Consider the following 16502-nt stretch of genomic DNA (forward strand, 5'->3'; position numbering starts at 1 on the left):
CATTGACAATCCTGCGCCGCGCTCCTATAAACACGTTACACCCCTCACCGCCAAGTGCTCATGCTCCTGCTCATCGTTACCGCAACGCTTGCCATCTCTTTATCGTTTCTTTGCTCCATTCTCGAAGCCGCGCTCTTGTCCATTACACCAAGCTATATTGCCCGGCTGAAAAACAACAATCCGCGCCTGCACGCCTCGCTGAATACCCTCAAGACCAATATCGACCGGCCGCTGGCGGCGATTCTCACGCTCAATACCATTGCCCATACGGTGGGGGCGACGGCGGTAGGTGCTCAGGCGGCGGTCGTGTTCGGCGAGGCCTCGATTGCGATCGTGTCGGCGGTGATGACGCTGCTGATTCTGGTGCTATCGGAAATCATTCCCAAGACGATCGGCGCTACCTATTGGCGCGCGCTGTCACCGCTATTGCCGCGCTTGCTCAAGCCGATGATCCTGGTGCTGTTGCCGTTCATCTGGCTTTCCGAGCAGATCACGCGCCGGCTGGGAAGTGCCGAGCACGACGTCGACCTGCGCGAGGAGATCAAGACGCTGGCGCGGGTCGGGCTCGAGGAGAAGGTGCTGGACGACGACGAGTCGCGCACCATCGTCAACATGCTCAACCTGCACGAGATCGCCGTGTCCCAAGCGATGACGCCGCGCACGGTATGCGTGACGGTCACCCCCAATATGACCGTGGCCGAGTTCGACGGCCAGCATGGCAAGGCGTCGTTTACCCGCTTTCCGGTCATGGACAGCGCCGAGCAGCCCTTTGGCTACGTTCACAAGGCCGATATCTACCACGCCGACGACGACAAGAGCATGAGCGAGCTGATGCACTCGATCGGCCGGGTGGATGTCGATCATCACGTCGAAGAGGTGTTCGTGTCCATGCTCAAGGATCACCTGCATATGCGTGTGGTATATGACGAGCACGGCACGTTCGTGGGGCTGATTACGCTCGAGGATATCTTCGAAACCATTCTGGGCCAGGACATTGTCGATGAAACCGACCGCGTCACGAACCTGCGCCATCACGCCAGACAGCGCTGGCTCTCTCGGGTCAAGCGGGGTCGCGAGCCGGCTGATATGGTCGCGGCAACGAAAGAGCCGGCTCAACCGGGCAAAGAAGGTGGAACGCCGTAGCGCCAGGTAGTGTCTTAAAACCAAACGTTCTATAGAGAATTGGTAGAGCGTGGTTTAAGGTATTAAAAGTTCGACCACCCGCAAAGGAGGCACCATGTCACTACGTATCAACGCCGTCGTTCCGGATTTTGACGCCGAGACCAGCCAGGGCGCGATCCGCTTTCACGACTGGATCGGCGATAACTGGGCGATTCTGTTTTCGCACCCCAAGGATTTCACCCCAGTATGTACGACCGAGTTTGGCGCGGTTGCCACGCTCAATGACGAGTGGAAAAAGCGCGGCACCAAAGTGATCGGTGTCTCCGTGGATGGCGTCGAGGATCACAAGCGCTGGGCGGGAGATATCGAAACCTACAGCGGAAGTGCGGTCGGCTTTCCGATCATTGCCGACGAAGGGCTGGAGGTCTCCAAGCTTTTCGACATGCTGCCGGAAGACGCCTACCTGCCCGATGGCCGCACCCCGGCAGACAGCGCCACGGTGCGCTCGGTGTTCATCATCGGCCCGGACAAAAAGCTCAAACTGTCGATGACCTACCCGATGTCCGTGGGGCGTAATTTCGCGGAGATCCTGCGGGCCCTCGATGCGCTGCAGGCGACCGAAAAGCACGGCGTGGCCACCCCGGCAGACTGGACCGTAGGTCAGGATGTGATCATCCCGCCGAGCGTCTCCAATGACGATGCCAGGGATAAATTTGGCGAGTTCGACGCGGTACTGCCTTACTTACGTAAAACGCGCCTCAAGTAATAGTGTTCAGGCGCCCGCTATTGGGCGTTAGGAAGAGGGCGGCCGCTGGCCGCCTTTTTCGTTTTTGCGTTGTTCAGCGCGGCACTGCCCCCTTTTATCCAGCCGGTTGGCCTTGTCACACCGATTGAAGTGCCAGCCGTTCGACGGAGTCCGATACGCCGCGCGCGCCAGCAAGGATCTCGTTGACGATGGTCTCGATCTCTCCCACGCTTGCCTGGCTGGTTTTACCCTGCTCGACCACCTGGGAGACGGCGAGGCTCGTACGCTCGACCAGCTCGCTGTTTTCTCTGAGCACGCGAGTAATCTCTTCGACCGCTTCACTGGAGCCCTTGGCCAGCTGGCGCACTTCGTTGGCGACCACGGCGAAACCGCGCCCCCGTTCCCCCGCTCGCGCCGCTTCCACGGCCGCGTTCAGTGACAAAAGGTTGGTCTGATTGGCGATTTTGGCGATCGCAGCGGTGATCTTGTTGATCGTTTGCGCCTGCTTGTTGAGCGCGGTCATGAGCTGCTGGGCATCGGCCAGGGTCCGGGCCGCCTGGCGTGACTCCTCGATCACCCGGTGAAGGTGCGTCAAGCCGTTTTGGGCGATCTGCTCGGTCTGGCTGGACGTGCTTTGGGCGTTCAACACCGCGCGGCGGGCGGCCTCGCCCTCCCTGACGGCACGCGTGATGTCGGTGGCGAACTTGACGATCTTGACGACGTTGTTATGGCTGTCGTAAACCGGGTTGTAGGTGGCCTCGAGCCATACGCTTTGGCCCTGGCTGTCAAGACGCTCGAACTTGCCCTGCTTGAACTGACCGCTGGCAAGCGCTGCCCAGAATGCCGGCAGCTGAGAGATAAAATCCGGGGTGCAGAAGAGGCGATGGTGCTGGCCCTTGAGCTGCTCACTCTTGTAGCCCATGACGCGCTCGAAGTTGGCGTTGGCGTTCAAAATGGTGCCGTCGGGTGCGAACTCGATGACCGCCATGGAGCTATCGAGCGCGCGGAGAACGGCGCTGTGGCTTTGGGCGGATTGGTGACGCGTGGAAATGTCGCTGGCGATCTTGACGATCTTCTCCACCTTGCCGCGACGGTTTCTCACTGGCAGGTAGATCGCTTCGAGCCAAATATCCTCGCCGGCGGCGCTGATACGCCGAAAGCTGCCCTGCTGCGGCTCACCGTTGGCCAGTGCGCTCCAAAAGCGCTGATAATTCGCCGAGGAAGTCTCCTCCACTGGGCAAAAAATGCTGTGGTGCTGGCCGATGATATCGTCCAGCTGATAGCCGATCTTTTGTAAAAAGATGGGACTTGCATCCAGGATGGTGCCATTGGGTGAGAAATGAATACTGGCGGTGTGTTCCTGAAGCGCCAGAGGCAAGGCGTCGTGCTTGATGAAGGTGAGCATGGGCGTTCTCGATGGGTAGGGGTTGTACCGTTTTGGTCATATGGTTCTATTTTTGTATAAATTATGTATTATTTTTTTACTTTTTTCAAGCGCTAGACATCATGCGTTTTGATTAGAGTAATCCTGCTCCATTTATTTGCGTACTAATCAGTTGCAAACAATTGTGACGTCTTCATTTAACGATTGAGAGACGCTATCGAGTACGATAGGCGTACTAAAATACCGGTATCGTCGAGCCTGCCCTGGGTGGCATTCGAGAACGTGCTTGCTATAATCGCGCTCTCTGAAAAGCCGCGTTAGTCGGCTTTTGCCTCGATCACCTCGCAAGGCAGCGGTAATTCATGCTTCTCACCTCTCTCTGGACGATGCTTCCACCCTAGCGCTGTGCCCTCACGTTGCGGCTTTTAGCCGCTATCCTCGCATCCGTTCAGCGCGCCTGTGCGCGGCTGGGGGCTGCACGACAGATCGATCAACGTTTTACGGGATATGGCATGGCGCTTTTCAACAAGTACGAATGGTTTTCCAACATCAAGGGCGATACGCTTTCAGGCATCGTGGTGGCGCTTGCGCTGATTCCCGAAGCGATCGCCTTTTCGATCATCGCCGGCGTCGACCCCAAGGTGGGGCTTTACGCTTCATTTTGCATCGCGGTGATCATCGCCTTCACCGGCGGGCGGCCTGGCATGATTTCGGCGGCGACGGGCGCGATGGCGCTGTTGATGGTGACGCTGGTACGCGAGCACGGCCTCGAGTATCTGCTGGCGGCTACGCTTTTGACCGGCGTTCTACAGATCGCGGCAGGCTATTTGAAACTCGCCGAGCTGATGCGTTTCGTTTCGCGCTCGGTGGTCACGGGCTTCGTCAACGCGCTGGCGATTCTGATCTTCATGGCACAGCTGCCCGAGCTCACCGATGTAACCTGGCACGTCTACGCCATGACGGCGGCAGGGCTTGGCATCATCTATCTCTTTCCCTATCTGCCGGTGATGGGTAAATCGCTGCCGTCGCCGCTCGTTTGCATCGTGGTGCTGACCATTGTTTACCTGGTCAGCGGCATCGACATTCGCACGGTGGGTGACATGGGCGAGCTGCCCGATACGCTGCCGGTGTTTTTGTGGCCGGACGTGCCTTTGAATGTCGACACCCTCGCGATCATCTTCCCCTACGCTGTGATGATGGCGGTAGTGGGGCTTCTGGAGTCGATGATGACCGCGACCATCGTCGACGACCTGACCGACACGCCCAGCGACAAGAACCGCGAGTGCAAGGGGCAGGGCGTGGCGAACATCGGCGCGGGGCTTTTGGGCGGCATGGCGGGCTGCGCGATGATCGGCCAGTCGGTGATCAACATCAAATCCGGCGGGCGCACGCGGCTCTCGACCCTGATTGCCGGGGTAGTGCTTTTGATCATGGTGGTGTTCTTGTCCGATTGGGTATCGCAGATTCCCATGGCGGCGCTGGTCGCAGTGATGATCATGGTCTCCATCGGTACCTTTAGCTGGGCCTCGATCCGCGATCTGAAAAAACACCCCATGAGCACTAATATCGTCATGCTGGCCACCGTGGCGGTCACCGTGGGCACCCACAACCTGGCGCTTGGCGTATTCGTCGGCGTGCTGCTGGCGGCGCTGTTCTTTGCCAACAAGGTGGGTAACATCATGGCCGTGTCGAGCGCCAGGACCCATGAAGGGACGCGAGAGTATCGTGTCATCGGCCAAGTGTTCTTCGCCTCGTCGCAGCGCTTCATCGCCAACTTCGATATCAAGGAGAGTCTCGATCACGTCGTCATCGACTTATCGCGCGCCCATTTTTGGGATATAACCGCGGTACAGGCGCTTGACCGGGTAGTGATCAAGTTTCGCCGTGAAGGCACGAGCGTGGAGCTCAAGGGGCTGTCCGAGGCAAGCGCGACCGTGGTCGACCGCTACGCCGTTCACGACGACCCGGAAGCCGTCGAAAAGCTGATGGGCGACCACTAAGCATAAGGAGCAGGTCATGACCGAGCACGTATTTGCCGCCATCGACGACTCGCGTTTTGCCCAGAGCGTTAGTGAGTACGGCGCCTGGGCGAGCCTTGCGCTAAAGGCACCGCTGAGCCTTTTGCACGTGATCGACAACCACTCCGGCGTGCCCGGCGAGCAGGACCTTTCCGGCAATCTGTCGCTGGGCTCTCAGGAGCAGCTGATGGAAACGCTCTCGAGTTTCGATGAACGGCGCGCACGGGAAAATCGCAAGCGCAGCAAGGCGCTGTTGGAGCAGGCCGGTACCTGGGCAAAAGCGCAGGGGGCCCAGGCCAATGCGCGCCAGCTCAACGGCACCTTCGTCGAAACGCTTTTGGAGCTCGAAAGCAAAACGCGGCTTCTAGTACTGGGCAAGCAGGGCGCCAGCCATAGCCAACGCGAGGAGCTCGGTGAGCATATCGAAGCGCTGGTTCGCCGCATCCACCGCCCGGTGCTGATCGTGCCGCCCACATTCACGCCGCCCAAACGCGTGCTGATCGCCTTCGACGGCAGTCAAACGGCGCGCAAGGGGGTCGAAATGCTGGCGCGCTCGCCGCTGTTTAGCGGCGCCGAGTGCCATGTGTTGATCGTGGGCGCGGCGACCGGCGAGCACACAAGCGAGCTCGACTGGGCGCTCGAGACACTCACCGCCGGTGAACACCAGGCGAAAGGCGCGATTCGCGCCGGCGATGTCGACCAGACGCTCGAGACCTACATGGCCGAGCATGCCATCGATCTTATGGTGATGGGCGCGTTTGGACACTCACGGCTCAAGCATTTGCTCATGGGGAGTACCACGACGAAAATGCTACGCCGCGCTGCCACGCCGGTACTGGTGCTGCGCTAGTCCTGTGGATTAGCCCTGTGGATTAGCCCTGTGCGTTAGCCCTGCGCCTTGGCCAGCCGCTGGCCAAGCCCGGCACCCAAAAGCCAGAGCGCCACGCTTGTCAGGGCGTAGACGCCGGCGAGCCAGCCGTGAAGCTTGAACAGTGTGAGAAGTTCGAGGCTGAAAAGCGAGAAGGTGGTGAACCCGGCGCAAAAGCCGGTCACCCAGAACGGCTGCCAGCGTGCCAGGCCGCTATTCGGGGCCTGCGCCATTCGGGTCGAGAGCCAGCCGATTAGAGCCGAGCCCAGCGCGTTGACCAGAAGCGTCCCCCAGGGCAGAGCGTTGCCCAGCCCGGCCAGCGCCAGTAGCGACACCGCGTAGCGACACACGCTGCCAAGCGCGGTCCCCACGCCGACGGCCAGGTACGCCGCTATCCCCTTCATAACGCCCCCCCCGTTAGGTGCCATCCCAGCGCGGCGAGGGCTACGCCTGCGGCGAGCGTGCCCGCCAGATACGCGATCGCCGTCCGTGGTTGGCGGTCTTGCCAGAGCGTGAGCGTTTGCAGGGAAAGTGACGAGACGGTGGTGTAGCCGCCGAGCAGCCCGCCGATCAGCAAAAGCCCGACCGGGGAGTTCGACAGCGGCGCGAAACCGTAATGGCCTAGAAACGCCCCGGCAACCAGGGCGCCGCTTGCATTGACCGCCAGCGTCCCCCAGGGGAAATCCGTTGCCAGATGCCGGGCGGCCAGCCGCGTGACGGCCAGGCGACCCATGCCGCCAAGCCCGGCGCCGAGCGCTAAAAGGGCGATATTGATGACTGTTTGAATACCCCCGTGACCCATCGCTACCTTTCACCCTGATTGAACGTCACCGGGAGTATAACAGGCCCGCCGGGCGGGCCTTGAGCGTCAGGCGAGGAGCGTGCGACACCTCAGACGGTGGCGTTTTCGCTGCGTGTCAACGTGTCCTGGCTTGCCTGGGTCTGGGCGGCGTTGATGCCCGACAGCAGTGCCTTGAGCGAGGCGCTCACCGTGTCGCTGTCCTCGGCGACCGCGCAGATGCGCTGGCCGTCGACGTTGAGCTGCACGAACGCGATGGCGTTGGCTTCGCTATCGCCGCCCAGCGAGTGTTCGCTGTAATCGACGATCGCCACGTGGCTGCCGGCGTGCTGGCGCCAGGCGTGGGTAAAGGCGGACATGGCGCCGTTGCCGGTGCCTTCCAAGCGTAGCGTGTCGTCGCCTTGCGTCAGCGTGACCTCGATACCTTCGTTTTGACCCTTTGAAAGGCGGTAGTCGGCAAGCGCCAGCGGTGCTTGATGACTAAAGTGATCGAACATCACCTGGCGGACCATTTCGCTTGAAAGCTCGCTGGCGCGCTTCTCGCTCTCCTGCTGCACGTAGGGGGCGAGCGCCAGCATCATCCAGCGCGGCAGGTTGATGCCGTAATCGCGTTCGAGCAAAAACGCCATGCCGCCCTTGCCGGACTGGCTGTTGACACGAATCACTGCCTGATAGTCGCGGCCGATATCGCGCGGGTCGATCGGCAGATACGCCACCTGCCAGGGCTCGTCGTCCTTCTGGTGCTTGAGCGACTTGCGAATGGCATCCTGGTGGCTTCCCGAAAACGCCGTGTAGACCATCTCGCCGACCCAGGGGTGGCGCGGGTGCATGGTGATACCGGTGCACTCCTGCACGACCTGCACGATTTCGTCCGGGTTGGACAAATCGAGTTCCGGGTCGATGCCCTGGCTGTAGAGGTTCATGGCCAGCGTGACGATGTCCATGTTGCCGGTGCGCTCGCCGTTGCCCAGCAGCGTGCCCTCGACCCGGTCGGCGCCGGCCAACAGCGCAAGCTCGGCGGAGGCCACCGCGCCGCCGCGATCATTGTGAGTATGTACCGAAATAATCACGCTATCTCGGCGGCTAATATGCTGACAGAAGTACTCGATCTGATCGGCGTGGTGATGCGGGCCGGCCACTTCCACGGTGGTCGGCAGGTTCAGAATGCAGGGGGTTTCCGGGGTCGGCTGCCAAACGTCCATGACCGCCTCGCAGATCGACAGCGAAAAGTCGATTTCGGTGCTCGAGAAGCTCTCCGGCGTGTACTCGAAGCGCCACTCGACGTCCGGGTACTGGTCGGCATAGGTTTTGACCCACGTCGCGCCCTGCACGGCAATATCGGTAATGCCGCCGCGATCCATCTCGAAAACCCGCTCGCGCTGCACGGTGGAGGTGGAGTTGTAAAGGTGGATGATCGCGCGCTTGACGCCGACCAGTGACTCGAAGGTCTTCTCGATCAGGTGCTCGCGGCACTGCACCAGCACCGCGATGGTCACGTCCTCGGGGATCTGGTCCTCGTCGATCAACCAGCGCACGAAGTCATAGTCGGGTTGGCTGGCCGAGGGAAAGCCGACCATCACTTCCTTGATGCCCACCTTGACGATCTGGTGCCAAAAGCGTTTTTTCTGCTCCACGGTCATCGGCTCCAGCAGCGCCTGATTGCCGTCGCGCAAATCTTCGCTCACCCAGATCGGAGCGCGGTCGAGATCCTTGTCCGGCCAAGTGCGGTCGAAAGCGGGAACGCGGGGAGCGGGGCGGTACTTGCGATGATCGAAGGCAGACATAAAAAGGCTTCCTGACGTTAATAAGATGTTGAGACGTATCGTCGGCTTTTCGAGCGCGTTTCGTCTTCTGACGGTAGCACCAGTATACCCATGGGGCGCCAGAAGATTATTGCTAATACTTGGCTCTTGCGGCAATAATTGGCAGAAACTATCGTTAAAAGATAAAATTTTGGCAGGAGGTGGCCGATGCTGCCCGTTCCGCTGGAACTCGATCGCTATGATCGGCACATTCTCGACGTGCTGCAGCAAGAGGGGCGTATCAGCAATCAGCTGCTCGCCGAGCGCATCGGGCTTTCACCGTCGCCGTGTCTTCGCCGGGTGCGCGCGCTCGAGGAGCATGGCCTGATCGCGGGCTACCGCGCCGAGGTCGATGCGCGCCAGCTCGGCTTCGATTTGATGGTGCTTCTGCACATCGCCATGGATCAGCACACCCAGGAGCGTTTTGATAACTTCGAGCGCCAGGTGCGCGAGATCCCCAACGTCATCGAGTGTCTGATCATTACCGGTCAGGCCGCGGACTTTCAGCTCAAGATCCTGATTCGCGATATGGACGAGTATCAGCACTTGCTGCTGCACGTCATCAACCGCATAGAAGGCGTCACCGGCGCGCATACGAGCTTCGTGCTGCGCCGGGTTTTCGAGCACCGTCCCGTGCCTACGCGCCGCTAGGCGCTCCAGGGCACCACTTTCAAACAGGAGAACGCATGTCCATCCAGCGTCACGATACCAAAGCGCGCATGAGCCGCGCCGTCATCCATCAGGGGGTGGCCTACCTGTGTGGCCAGGTCGCCGGACCCGATGCGCGTCAGGGCGATATCACCGAGCAGACGAAAAGCATGCTGGCACGCGTCGATGCCCTGCTCGAGGAGATCGGCTCCAGTCGCGAGCAGCTTTTGAGTGCGACGGTTTATCTCAAGGATGGCGGCGACGTCGCGGCGATGAACGCGGTGTGGGATGCCTGGGTGCCGGAAGGCCATGCGCCAGCGCGCACCTGCGTCTGCGCGCCGCTGCCCGCCAACGAGCTCAAGGTCGAAATCACCGTGACGGCCGCCGTTAGCCAGTAGCCGGCCGACTACTCCAGCGGAAAGCGCGTCTCGCGCAGGCTCTCCTTGATTTTCTTGAGGTGCGGCAGGAAATCCTCACCGCGGCGCAGCGTCACGCCAGTGGCCAGCGCATCGATCAGGGTAAGCTGGATGACCCGCGAGGTCATCGGCATGTAGTGGTCGGTGTCCTCGGGGGTGGCGACATCCAGCGTTGCCGTGCACTCGTTGGCAAGCGGCGAGTTGGGAGCGGTGATGCCCAGCACCACCGCGCCGGCGGCGCGCCCGAGTTTGGCGATATCGACGAGCTCTCGGGTGCGCCCGGTGTAGGAGATGATCACGATCACGTCGCCTGTGTGGCAGGCCGCGGCCACCATGCGCTGCATCAGCACGTCGATATAGGCCATGACCGGCAGGTTGAAGCGAAAGAACTTGTGCTGCGCGTCCTGGGCGACCGCGCCGGAGGCGCCAAGGCCAAAAAAGTGGATGTGCTTGGCTTGGGTCAGGTAGTCGACCATGCGCTCGATCGCGGCCATGTCGACCTGGCGCTCGGCCTCCTTGAGCGCGGCGATCGTAGCGCCAAAGATTTTCGGCGTGTACTGGGTGGCGCTGTCACCAGGCTCGACCGCGCGGGTCACGTAGGGCGTGCCGCCGGCCAGGCTCTGAGCCAGCTTGATCTTGAAGTCCGGATAGCCCTTGGCCCCGAAGTTGCGGCAAAACCGGTTCACCGTTGGCTCGCTGACCCCAGCGGCCTGGGCCAGGCTTGCAATGCTCAGGCTCGTGGCGGCCACCGGGTCGTCCATGATGACGTTGGCCACCTTGAACTCCGAGCGGTTTAGATCGTTGAGCCGTTCGCGCAGGCGGTCGAGGAGATCGTGGGCCATGTGGGTTCCAGAGCATTCGTCGAAGGGTGGGCGTCTCCCCACTGCGCGCACCAGTCGAAGAACTCATCGGCGGGCAGGGGGCGGGCATAATAATACCCCTGCGCCGCCTCACAACCAATGGAGCGCAGGTAATCCGCCTGGGGCTTGGTTTCGATGCCCTCGGCGACCACGTCGCACCCCACGGCGTGGGCCAGCCGCGTGATCGCCAGCGCCAGGTGTCGGTCGACCTCCGTATCCTCCAGATCCATGACGAAGGCGCGATCGATCTTCAGCGTCGAGAAGGGCAGCGTTTTGATATAGGCAAGCGATGAGTGGCCGGTGCCAAAATCGTCGATGGCCACGGCGATGTTGAACTGGGCGAGCTTGGCAAGCTGCAGGCGGGCGTTGTGCATGTCGCTCAAAAGCCCGGACTCGGTCACCTCCAATGAGAGAAAGTCCGTCGGTACCTCGTAGGCTTCGAGCGTTTTTAGCAATGTGTCGGCGAAGTCGCGTCGTGCGAGCTGGCGGGCGGCGACGTTGACCGCGATATGAAACTGGTCGTTCAAAAGCCCCTGATGGCGCCAGGCCACGATGTGACGAAGCGCCTCTTCGATGACCCATTCGCCGATGGCGAGAATATCGCCGCTGGCCTCGGCCAGCGGGATGAACTCCGCCGGCGAGACGCGCCCAAGCGTGGGATGGTCCCAGCGGATCAGCGCCTCGGCGCCGATCACGCGGTCGTCCGACAGCGAGATCTTGGGCTGAAAGGCGAGGCTGATCTCACCGCGCTCGGTGGCGCCACGAATCGACTGCTGTAGGCGCAGCCGCTGACGCTGAAGGGTTTCGAGCTCTTCGTTATAGCTTTGCACGCGCACGGGGGCGTTTTTCTGTGGCAACGCCAGCGCCGCCATGTGTACCAGCCGCTCCGGATCAAAGCCCTGATGGGCGCTGCTGATACCGATTCTGGCCCCCAGCGGTAGCAACAAATCCTCCAGCGCCTGGTCCTGGTTGAAGCACTCCAGCAGATGAATGGCCCGGCCGGTCAGCCGCTCGTGACTCGTTTCGGGCAGGATGACCAGAAGCTCGCTGCCGCCCCAGATGCCGAGGGTGACATCGCTTTGCAGCTGGTTCTGAAGCTGTTGGCTAACGTGAAGCAGCAGCTGATCGGCGATGGCGTAACCGTGAAGGCGCACGACATCGTCGAGCTGGTCGATGGCGATGAACAAAAGTCCGGTCGGCGCCTTGTCGCGGGCAGCGCGCTCGAGCGCATGGGTCATCGCTCGCCGATTGGGCAGTTGGGTGATGGTATCCGTGCGCAGCTGCTGGTCCAGCGCCTGAGAGTGCTCGTCAGCCAGGCGCTTGAAGCTCTGCGCCTGACGGGTGCTGCGTTGATAGCGCTGTTCGAGCTCCAGCGTGTTGCGAATACGCTGCATTACGTCGTCATGTTTGAACGGCTTGGTAATGAAATCTCTAACGCCCAGGGCCAGCGCGCGGTGGCGCGTCTCGTCATCGATTTGCGCGGTGAGCACGATGATGGGAGGTAGCGCCTCGCCGCAGTGCGCCTTGAGCGCCTCGGTGACCGCGTAGCCGTCCAGGTGCGGCATGCGAATATCGAGCAAAATCAGATCGGGGCAGTGGCGTTGGCAGTAGCCGAGTACCTCGCGGGAATCGCTCAGGCCGTGTACGTTGTCGTAGCCGTGCTCCTCGAGCAGGTCGGTCAGAAGCTCGACATTGATGGCGTTGTCATCCACGACCAGCAGGTGCTTTTGGGCCAGTTTCATAGATCGCTTCCAGGTGCTGGGTGAAGATGCTCCTCGAGCGCCTTCGTGAGTTTATCGATGTCCAGAGGCTTGGTGAGATACTCGTCGAATCCGGCGGCAAGCCCTTTTTCGATATCCTGAGGCGTGGCGTTGGCGGAAAGCGCCACCACGCTCATGGCGTCGAGCGCCGGGTTCTGGCGTAGCGCCTTGAGCGCCTGATAGCCGTTCATTCCTGGCAAATTGATGTCCAAAAGCACCAGGTCGAAGCGGGTGTGGCGCAGTATTTCCAGCGCAAGCTCGGCGCTGCCCACCACTTCCAAATCCACCGCCTCCACCTCCTCGAGAATGTCCTGCATCAGTCGCTGGTTGGTCGAGTTGTCCTCGACGTAGAGAATGCGACACTGCGAAGCGTGTGCGCGGTGATTAAGCGGCGCTTCGCTTTCGGGAGCAGCTTCGACCCCTTCGTCGGTCAGCGGGAGCGTGAACCAGAACGTGGCGCCCATGCCCTGGGCGCTCTCGACGCCCACCTTGCCGTGCATGCGATGAACAAGCTCCCGGGTGATGGCAAGCCCGATGCCGGTACCCTCGATGGCGCCGTACTCCGCATCCAGCCGGTTGAACGGCTCGAACAGCTCGCTTTGGCGCTCCGGGGCGATGCCGGCGCCGGTATCGCGCACGCTGATTTTAAGCGCATTGCCCTGGGCAACGGCGCGTATCTCGATGCGCCCGCGTGCGCAGTTGTACTTGATGGCGTTGGAGAGCAGGTTTAAAAGCACCTGCTTGGTGCGGGTGTAGTCCGCCAGCACCCGCCAGCCCGCCGCCAGCGGCGCGCGCTCGAGCGTAATGCCCGCCGCCTCGATGTTGGCTTCGAGAGTGGCGCAGGCGTCGTCGAGCACGGCACTCACGGAGATCGGCTCAAGCGACAGTGCCAAATATCCGGATTCGATCCGCGCGAGATCGAGGATTTCGTTGATCAGGCCCAAAAGATGCTGACCGCTTTTTTCGATCTGCTGTACCTGGCGCTGCTGCTTGTCACTGAGCGGGTCGCGCCGGCCCTTGTCCAAAAGCTGCGCGAAACCGATGATCGCGTTCAAGGGCGTGCGCAGCTCGTGGCTCATCGAGGAGAGAAACTCGCTCTTGGCCTGGTTGGCCTCTTCGGCCTGGTCACGGGCGACGGCCAGCGCCTGGAGCACGTGCTCGCGCTCGGCCATCTGACGGTAGAGATTGATCAACAGTGCGCAGGTGTCGGTGAAGGGTTGAAGCCAGTCGATCAGCGCCTGGTTGAGCGGCTGCTGGCTGTTGGCGATCGCGTACATGCCGATGACTTGATCGCCGCTTAGAATCGGCACGCCCAGGTAGTTATTCAGCCGCGGGTGGCCGGGCGGAAAGCCGCCTCGGCTCTCATGACCATAGACATCGTCGGTAATCACCACCTCGCCAAACGCAAATACACGACCCAAAAGGGTGTCGGGTTTGGTGAGCGTCATGTCACCGCTGCGCAGTCGCTCCATCAGCTTGTGGGAGGTTTCGCTCCAGGAAAGATCGGTCAGTGCGTGAATCTTGAGCGCGTTGCTGGTATCGGTGGGCAGCACCTCGCCGATCAGCGCGTAGTCGCTGTCGGTCAACTCTCTCAGCGCTTCCATTAGGAATATCCAGAGCCGCTGGCCGGACATCAGCGCCTGGTAGTCGGTGATCCCTTGATGAAGTACTTTTAAAAGGCTCTGCTCCTTGAGAATGCGCTGATTGGCGGCGTAGACATTGCTCAGGTCGGTCATCACGGCCAGAAACTCGACGACGTTGTGATGGGCGTCGTGAATGGCGTTGAGCGTCATGTGAACCGGCACGCGGTGGCCATCGCGGTGCAGCGCTTCCACTTCGCGGCCAAGGCCGATCACCGTCTGCGCCTCGCCGGCCAGGTAAGCGTTGATGGCGTGGTGGTGCTCGGCGGCGATCTCCGGTGGCGTCAGCATGTCGATGCTTTGATGCAAAACGTCATCGGCCGCAAGACCCAATAGCTTCAGCGCCGAGGGGTTGATGGCGCTAATGTCCCCGTCGCGGCTGATCCGCACCTTGGCCACCGCGCTTTTGCTGAACAGCGCCTCGAAGCGTTCGGCATCGCGGGAAAGCAGGGCTTCGCGCTTGTGGCGCTGGAAAAGATCCTCGACCTGAGCGGCGAGATTGGCCAAAAGCCGCTGCTCCCGCTCGCTAAAGTAGCGCGGGGTCTGGTCGATCAAACACAGCGTGCCGAGCACCTGACCGTCGAACGGGCGCAACGGATGCCCAACGTAAAAACGGATGTGCGGATTGCCGATCACCAGTGGATTATCGACGAAGCGCGGGTCCTTGAGCGTGTCTTCGATGATCAATACGTCGTTTTTCAAAACGGCGTGGGCGCAGAAAGAGTGCTCGCGCGGCGTTTGCTGTATGGCCAGGCCAGTGTGTGATTTGAACCACTGGCGATCCGTGTCCACCAGCGTGATCAAGGCAATAGGCACATCGAAGATGTCGCAGGCAAGCTCGGTCAAGCGGTCGAGCATGTCGTCCGGCGGCGTGTCCAACATCTCCAGGTGGTGCAGGGCCGCTAGTCGCTGGGGTTCATTTTCGGGTATCCGGGCGGCTTGCATAGTCGTTCCAGGAATGGGGCAATCCCTTCTTTATCGGTCGTTTTTAGCCAGGCTTTAACGATTTGCCGGCCCGTCGTCCATTTTTTTACATCCGATTGGTCTGGTAAAGCGATAAACGCCCAGGCCGGGTTCTAGTGAGCGTTTGATTGCGCGATACTCGGTGTCAAAGCGGCCAGACGATGGCCGTTATTCGTTAGCGGTAAAATGACCGACAGTCATTCAATGCGAGGTGTTCATGACGGATGGCAGGTCTTCACAGGCGTTGAATTTGGTCACACTCTCGTCGATCGAGCACGTGCCAGAGGCGCAGTGGGATGCGCTGGTAAGCTCGGAACAGCCTTTTTTACGCCACGCCTTTTTGAACGCGCTGGAGCAAAGCGGCTCGGCAAGCGAGGCCACCGGCTGGCAGCCGCGTCATCTCTGCGTATGGCAGGGGGAGCGGCTGGTCGCGGCGCTGCCACTTTATTTGAAAAGCCACTCCAGCGGCGAGTACGTGTTCGATTGGGGCTGGGCAGAGGCCTTCGAGCGCGCCGGGGGCGACTACTACCCCAAGGCGCTGAGCGCCGTACCCTTTACCCCGGTACCGGGCCAGCGCACGCTGGTGGCCTGCGATATCGATGCCCAAAGCGCCTTTGCGCTGCTCGCCAGGGGGTGGCGGGATCAGTGCGAGACGCTGGGGCTTTCGAGCTGGCATCTGCTGTTTGCCAATGACAACGAAGTCGATGCCTGGCAGGCCCAGTGCCCGGAGCTGATCGTTCGCCACGGCGTGCAGTTTCAGTGGCGCGACCGCGGCTTCAAGGATTTTGATGGCTTTTTGGAAAGCCTCACTGCCAAGCGGCGCAAGACGATCAAGCGCGAGCGGCGCCTGGTTGCCGAGCAGGGCATCACGCTCAGGCGCCTGGAAGGCGAGGCGATCGACCTTGAGGCGCTTGCGCACTTTTTTCGCTGCTACACGATCACCTACCATGAGCGCGGCCGCCCGCCGTACCTCAACGAGGCGTTTTTTCAGGCGCTTCGCCGGAACATGCCAGAGTCGATGCTGCTCGTACAGGCGCTCGTGGACGGCCGCCCGGTGGCCGCCGCGCTCTACTTTCGCGGCGCCACCACGCTTTATGGGCGCTACTGGGGCAGCGAAGTGGTCGCCGACTGCTTGCACTTCGAGGCCTGCTACTACCAGGGGATCGAGTTCTGCCTGGAGCGGGGGCTTTCGCTTTTCGACCCCGGCACCCAGGGCGAGCACAAGCTGGTGCGCGGCTTCGCCCCGACGCCCACGCGCTCGCTTCACTACCTGGCCCACGAAGGGCTTGCCGCCGGCGTTGCCGAGTTCTGCGCTCGGGAAGGTGAACACGTCAAGGCTTACCGCCAGGCGGCGCTGGAGGCGCTGCCGTTCAAGGCGTGGCCATAGCGCAGCTCGCGACACACGGCTCGCTGCCAGGCCCGCTTGCTGGCATAATGCGCGCCGTTCACGCCTTGAAAAGGCACTCGATTACAGGAA

At 61.3% G+C, this 16502-nt stretch carries 14 protein-coding genes; 7 read left to right on the forward strand and 7 right to left on the reverse strand.

Annotated elements, in window-relative coordinates:
- Positions 1–60: 60 nt before the first annotated feature.
- Positions 61–1143: a CNNM domain-containing protein gene (locus RN346_RS04055; RefSeq protein WP_263584859.1), complete on the forward strand. Its 1083-nt coding sequence runs from the start codon at positions 61–63 to the stop codon at positions 1141–1143.
- Positions 1144–1237: 94 nt separating this feature from the next.
- On the forward strand, positions 1238–1888 hold the full coding sequence (locus RN346_RS04060; protein WP_263584858.1) for a peroxiredoxin: 651 nt from the start codon (positions 1238–1240) through the stop codon (positions 1886–1888).
- A gap of 115 nt (positions 1889–2003) precedes the next feature.
- On the opposite strand, the gene RN346_RS04065 is transcribed toward RN346_RS04060, so the two are convergent.
- The gene (locus RN346_RS04065; protein WP_311962211.1) at positions 2004–3272 is read right to left on the reverse strand and encodes a PAS domain-containing methyl-accepting chemotaxis protein; all 1269 of its coding nucleotides are present in this window, start codon (positions 3270–3272) and stop codon (positions 2004–2006) included.
- 491 nt (positions 3273–3763) lie between these two features.
- On the opposite strand from RN346_RS04065, the gene RN346_RS04070 reads away from it, so the two are divergent.
- Both RN346_RS04070 and RN346_RS04075 read left to right on the forward strand, forming a co-directional pair.
- Positions 3764–5251: a SulP family inorganic anion transporter gene (locus tag RN346_RS04070; RefSeq protein ID WP_311962212.1), complete on the forward strand. Its 1488-nt coding sequence runs from the start codon at positions 3764–3766 to the stop codon at positions 5249–5251.
- A gap of 16 nt (positions 5252–5267) precedes the next feature.
- Positions 5268–6119, forward strand: coding sequence for a universal stress protein (locus RN346_RS04075; protein ID WP_263584855.1), 852 nt, complete (start codon positions 5268–5270; stop codon positions 6117–6119).
- A 35-nt stretch (positions 6120–6154) separates the two neighbouring features.
- Here RN346_RS04075 and RN346_RS04080 read toward each other — a convergent pair whose 3' ends face one another.
- The 3 genes from RN346_RS04080 to RN346_RS04090 form a co-directional block, all read right to left on the reverse strand.
- Positions 6155–6541: a CrcB family protein gene (locus RN346_RS04080; protein ID WP_311962213.1), complete on the reverse strand. Its 387-nt coding sequence runs from the start codon at positions 6539–6541 to the stop codon at positions 6155–6157.
- Positions 6538–6939, reverse strand: coding sequence for a CrcB family protein (locus RN346_RS04085; protein ID WP_311962214.1), 402 nt, complete (start codon positions 6937–6939; stop codon positions 6538–6540). The genes RN346_RS04080 and RN346_RS04085 overlap by 4 nt, the downstream gene beginning before the upstream one ends.
- 89 nt (positions 6940–7028) lie before the next feature.
- Entirely contained in the window at positions 7029–8720 is a 1692-nt protein-coding gene (locus RN346_RS04090; RefSeq protein ID WP_311962215.1) for a 2-isopropylmalate synthase, read from the reverse strand.
- Between the two features lie 186 nt (positions 8721–8906).
- Between RN346_RS04090 and RN346_RS04095 the strand changes: the two genes are divergently transcribed.
- On the forward strand, positions 8907–9389 hold the full coding sequence (locus tag RN346_RS04095; protein WP_311960285.1) for an Lrp/AsnC family transcriptional regulator: 483 nt from the start codon (positions 8907–8909) through the stop codon (positions 9387–9389).
- 35 nt (positions 9390–9424) lie between these two features.
- Positions 9425–9784 carry a RidA family protein gene (locus RN346_RS04100; protein WP_311960286.1) on the forward strand — a complete coding sequence of 120 codons (360 nt, stop codon included), beginning with the start codon at positions 9425–9427 and terminating at the stop codon, positions 9782–9784.
- Between the two features lie 8 nt (positions 9785–9792).
- On the opposite strand, the gene hexR is transcribed toward RN346_RS04100, so the two are convergent.
- The 3 genes from hexR to RN346_RS04115 are packed head-to-tail and all read right to left on the reverse strand — an operon-like array spanning position 9793 to position 15007.
- Entirely contained in the window at positions 9793–10644 is an 852-nt protein-coding gene (hexR, locus tag RN346_RS04105) for a transcriptional regulator HexR (protein WP_311962216.1), read from the reverse strand.
- The gene (locus RN346_RS04110; RefSeq protein WP_311960287.1) at positions 10596–12404 is read right to left on the reverse strand and encodes an EAL domain-containing protein; all 1809 of its coding nucleotides are present in this window, start codon (positions 12402–12404) and stop codon (positions 10596–10598) included. Before RN346_RS04110 ends, hexR begins: the two co-directional genes overlap by 49 nt.
- Positions 12401–15007: a GAF domain-containing protein gene (locus tag RN346_RS04115; protein WP_311962217.1), complete on the reverse strand. Its 2607-nt coding sequence runs from the start codon at positions 15005–15007 to the stop codon at positions 12401–12403. Before RN346_RS04115 ends, RN346_RS04110 begins: the two co-directional genes overlap by 4 nt.
- Before the next feature lie 235 nt (positions 15008–15242).
- Between RN346_RS04115 and RN346_RS04120 the strand changes: the two genes are divergently transcribed.
- On the forward strand, positions 15243–16412 hold the full coding sequence (locus tag RN346_RS04120; RefSeq protein WP_311962218.1) for a GNAT family N-acetyltransferase: 1170 nt from the start codon (positions 15243–15245) through the stop codon (positions 16410–16412).
- Positions 16413–16502 lie beyond the last annotated feature (90 nt).

The organism is Halomonas sp. PAMB 3232, from assembly GCF_031954225.1.
Classification (GTDB): domain Bacteria; phylum Pseudomonadota; class Gammaproteobacteria; order Pseudomonadales; family Halomonadaceae; genus Vreelandella.

Coding starts and splice junctions, on each gene's coding strand:
- RN346_RS04055 (WP_263584859.1), top strand. CDS start 61: ATGCTCCTGCTCATCGTTACCGCAACGCTTGCCATCTCTTTATCGTTT.
- RN346_RS04060 (WP_263584858.1), top strand. CDS start 1,238: ATGTCACTACGTATCAACGCCGTCGTTCCGGATTTTGACGCCGAGACC.
- RN346_RS04065 (WP_311962211.1), bottom strand. CDS start 3,272: ATGCTCACCTTCATCAAGCACGACGCCTTGCCTCTGGCGCTTCAGGAA.
- RN346_RS04070 (WP_311962212.1), top strand. CDS start 3,764: ATGGCGCTTTTCAACAAGTACGAATGGTTTTCCAACATCAAGGGCGAT.
- RN346_RS04075 (WP_263584855.1), top strand. CDS start 5,268: ATGACCGAGCACGTATTTGCCGCCATCGACGACTCGCGTTTTGCCCAG.
- RN346_RS04080 (WP_311962213.1), bottom strand. CDS start 6,541: ATGAAGGGGATAGCGGCGTACCTGGCCGTCGGCGTGGGGACCGCGCTT.
- RN346_RS04085 (WP_311962214.1), bottom strand. CDS start 6,939: ATGGGTCACGGGGGTATTCAAACAGTCATCAATATCGCCCTTTTAGCG.
- RN346_RS04090 (WP_311962215.1), bottom strand. CDS start 8,720: ATGTCTGCCTTCGATCATCGCAAGTACCGCCCCGCTCCCCGCGTTCCC.
- RN346_RS04095 (WP_311960285.1), top strand. CDS start 8,907: ATGCTGCCCGTTCCGCTGGAACTCGATCGCTATGATCGGCACATTCTC.
- RN346_RS04100 (WP_311960286.1), top strand. CDS start 9,425: ATGTCCATCCAGCGTCACGATACCAAAGCGCGCATGAGCCGCGCCGTC.
- hexR (WP_311962216.1), bottom strand. CDS start 10,644: ATGGCCCACGATCTCCTCGACCGCCTGCGCGAACGGCTCAACGATCTA.
- RN346_RS04110 (WP_311960287.1), bottom strand. CDS start 12,404: ATGAAACTGGCCCAAAAGCACCTGCTGGTCGTGGATGACAACGCCATC.
- RN346_RS04115 (WP_311962217.1), bottom strand. CDS start 15,007: ATGCAAGCCGCCCGGATACCCGAAAATGAACCCCAGCGACTAGCGGCC.
- RN346_RS04120 (WP_311962218.1), top strand. CDS start 15,243: ATGACGGATGGCAGGTCTTCACAGGCGTTGAATTTGGTCACACTCTCG.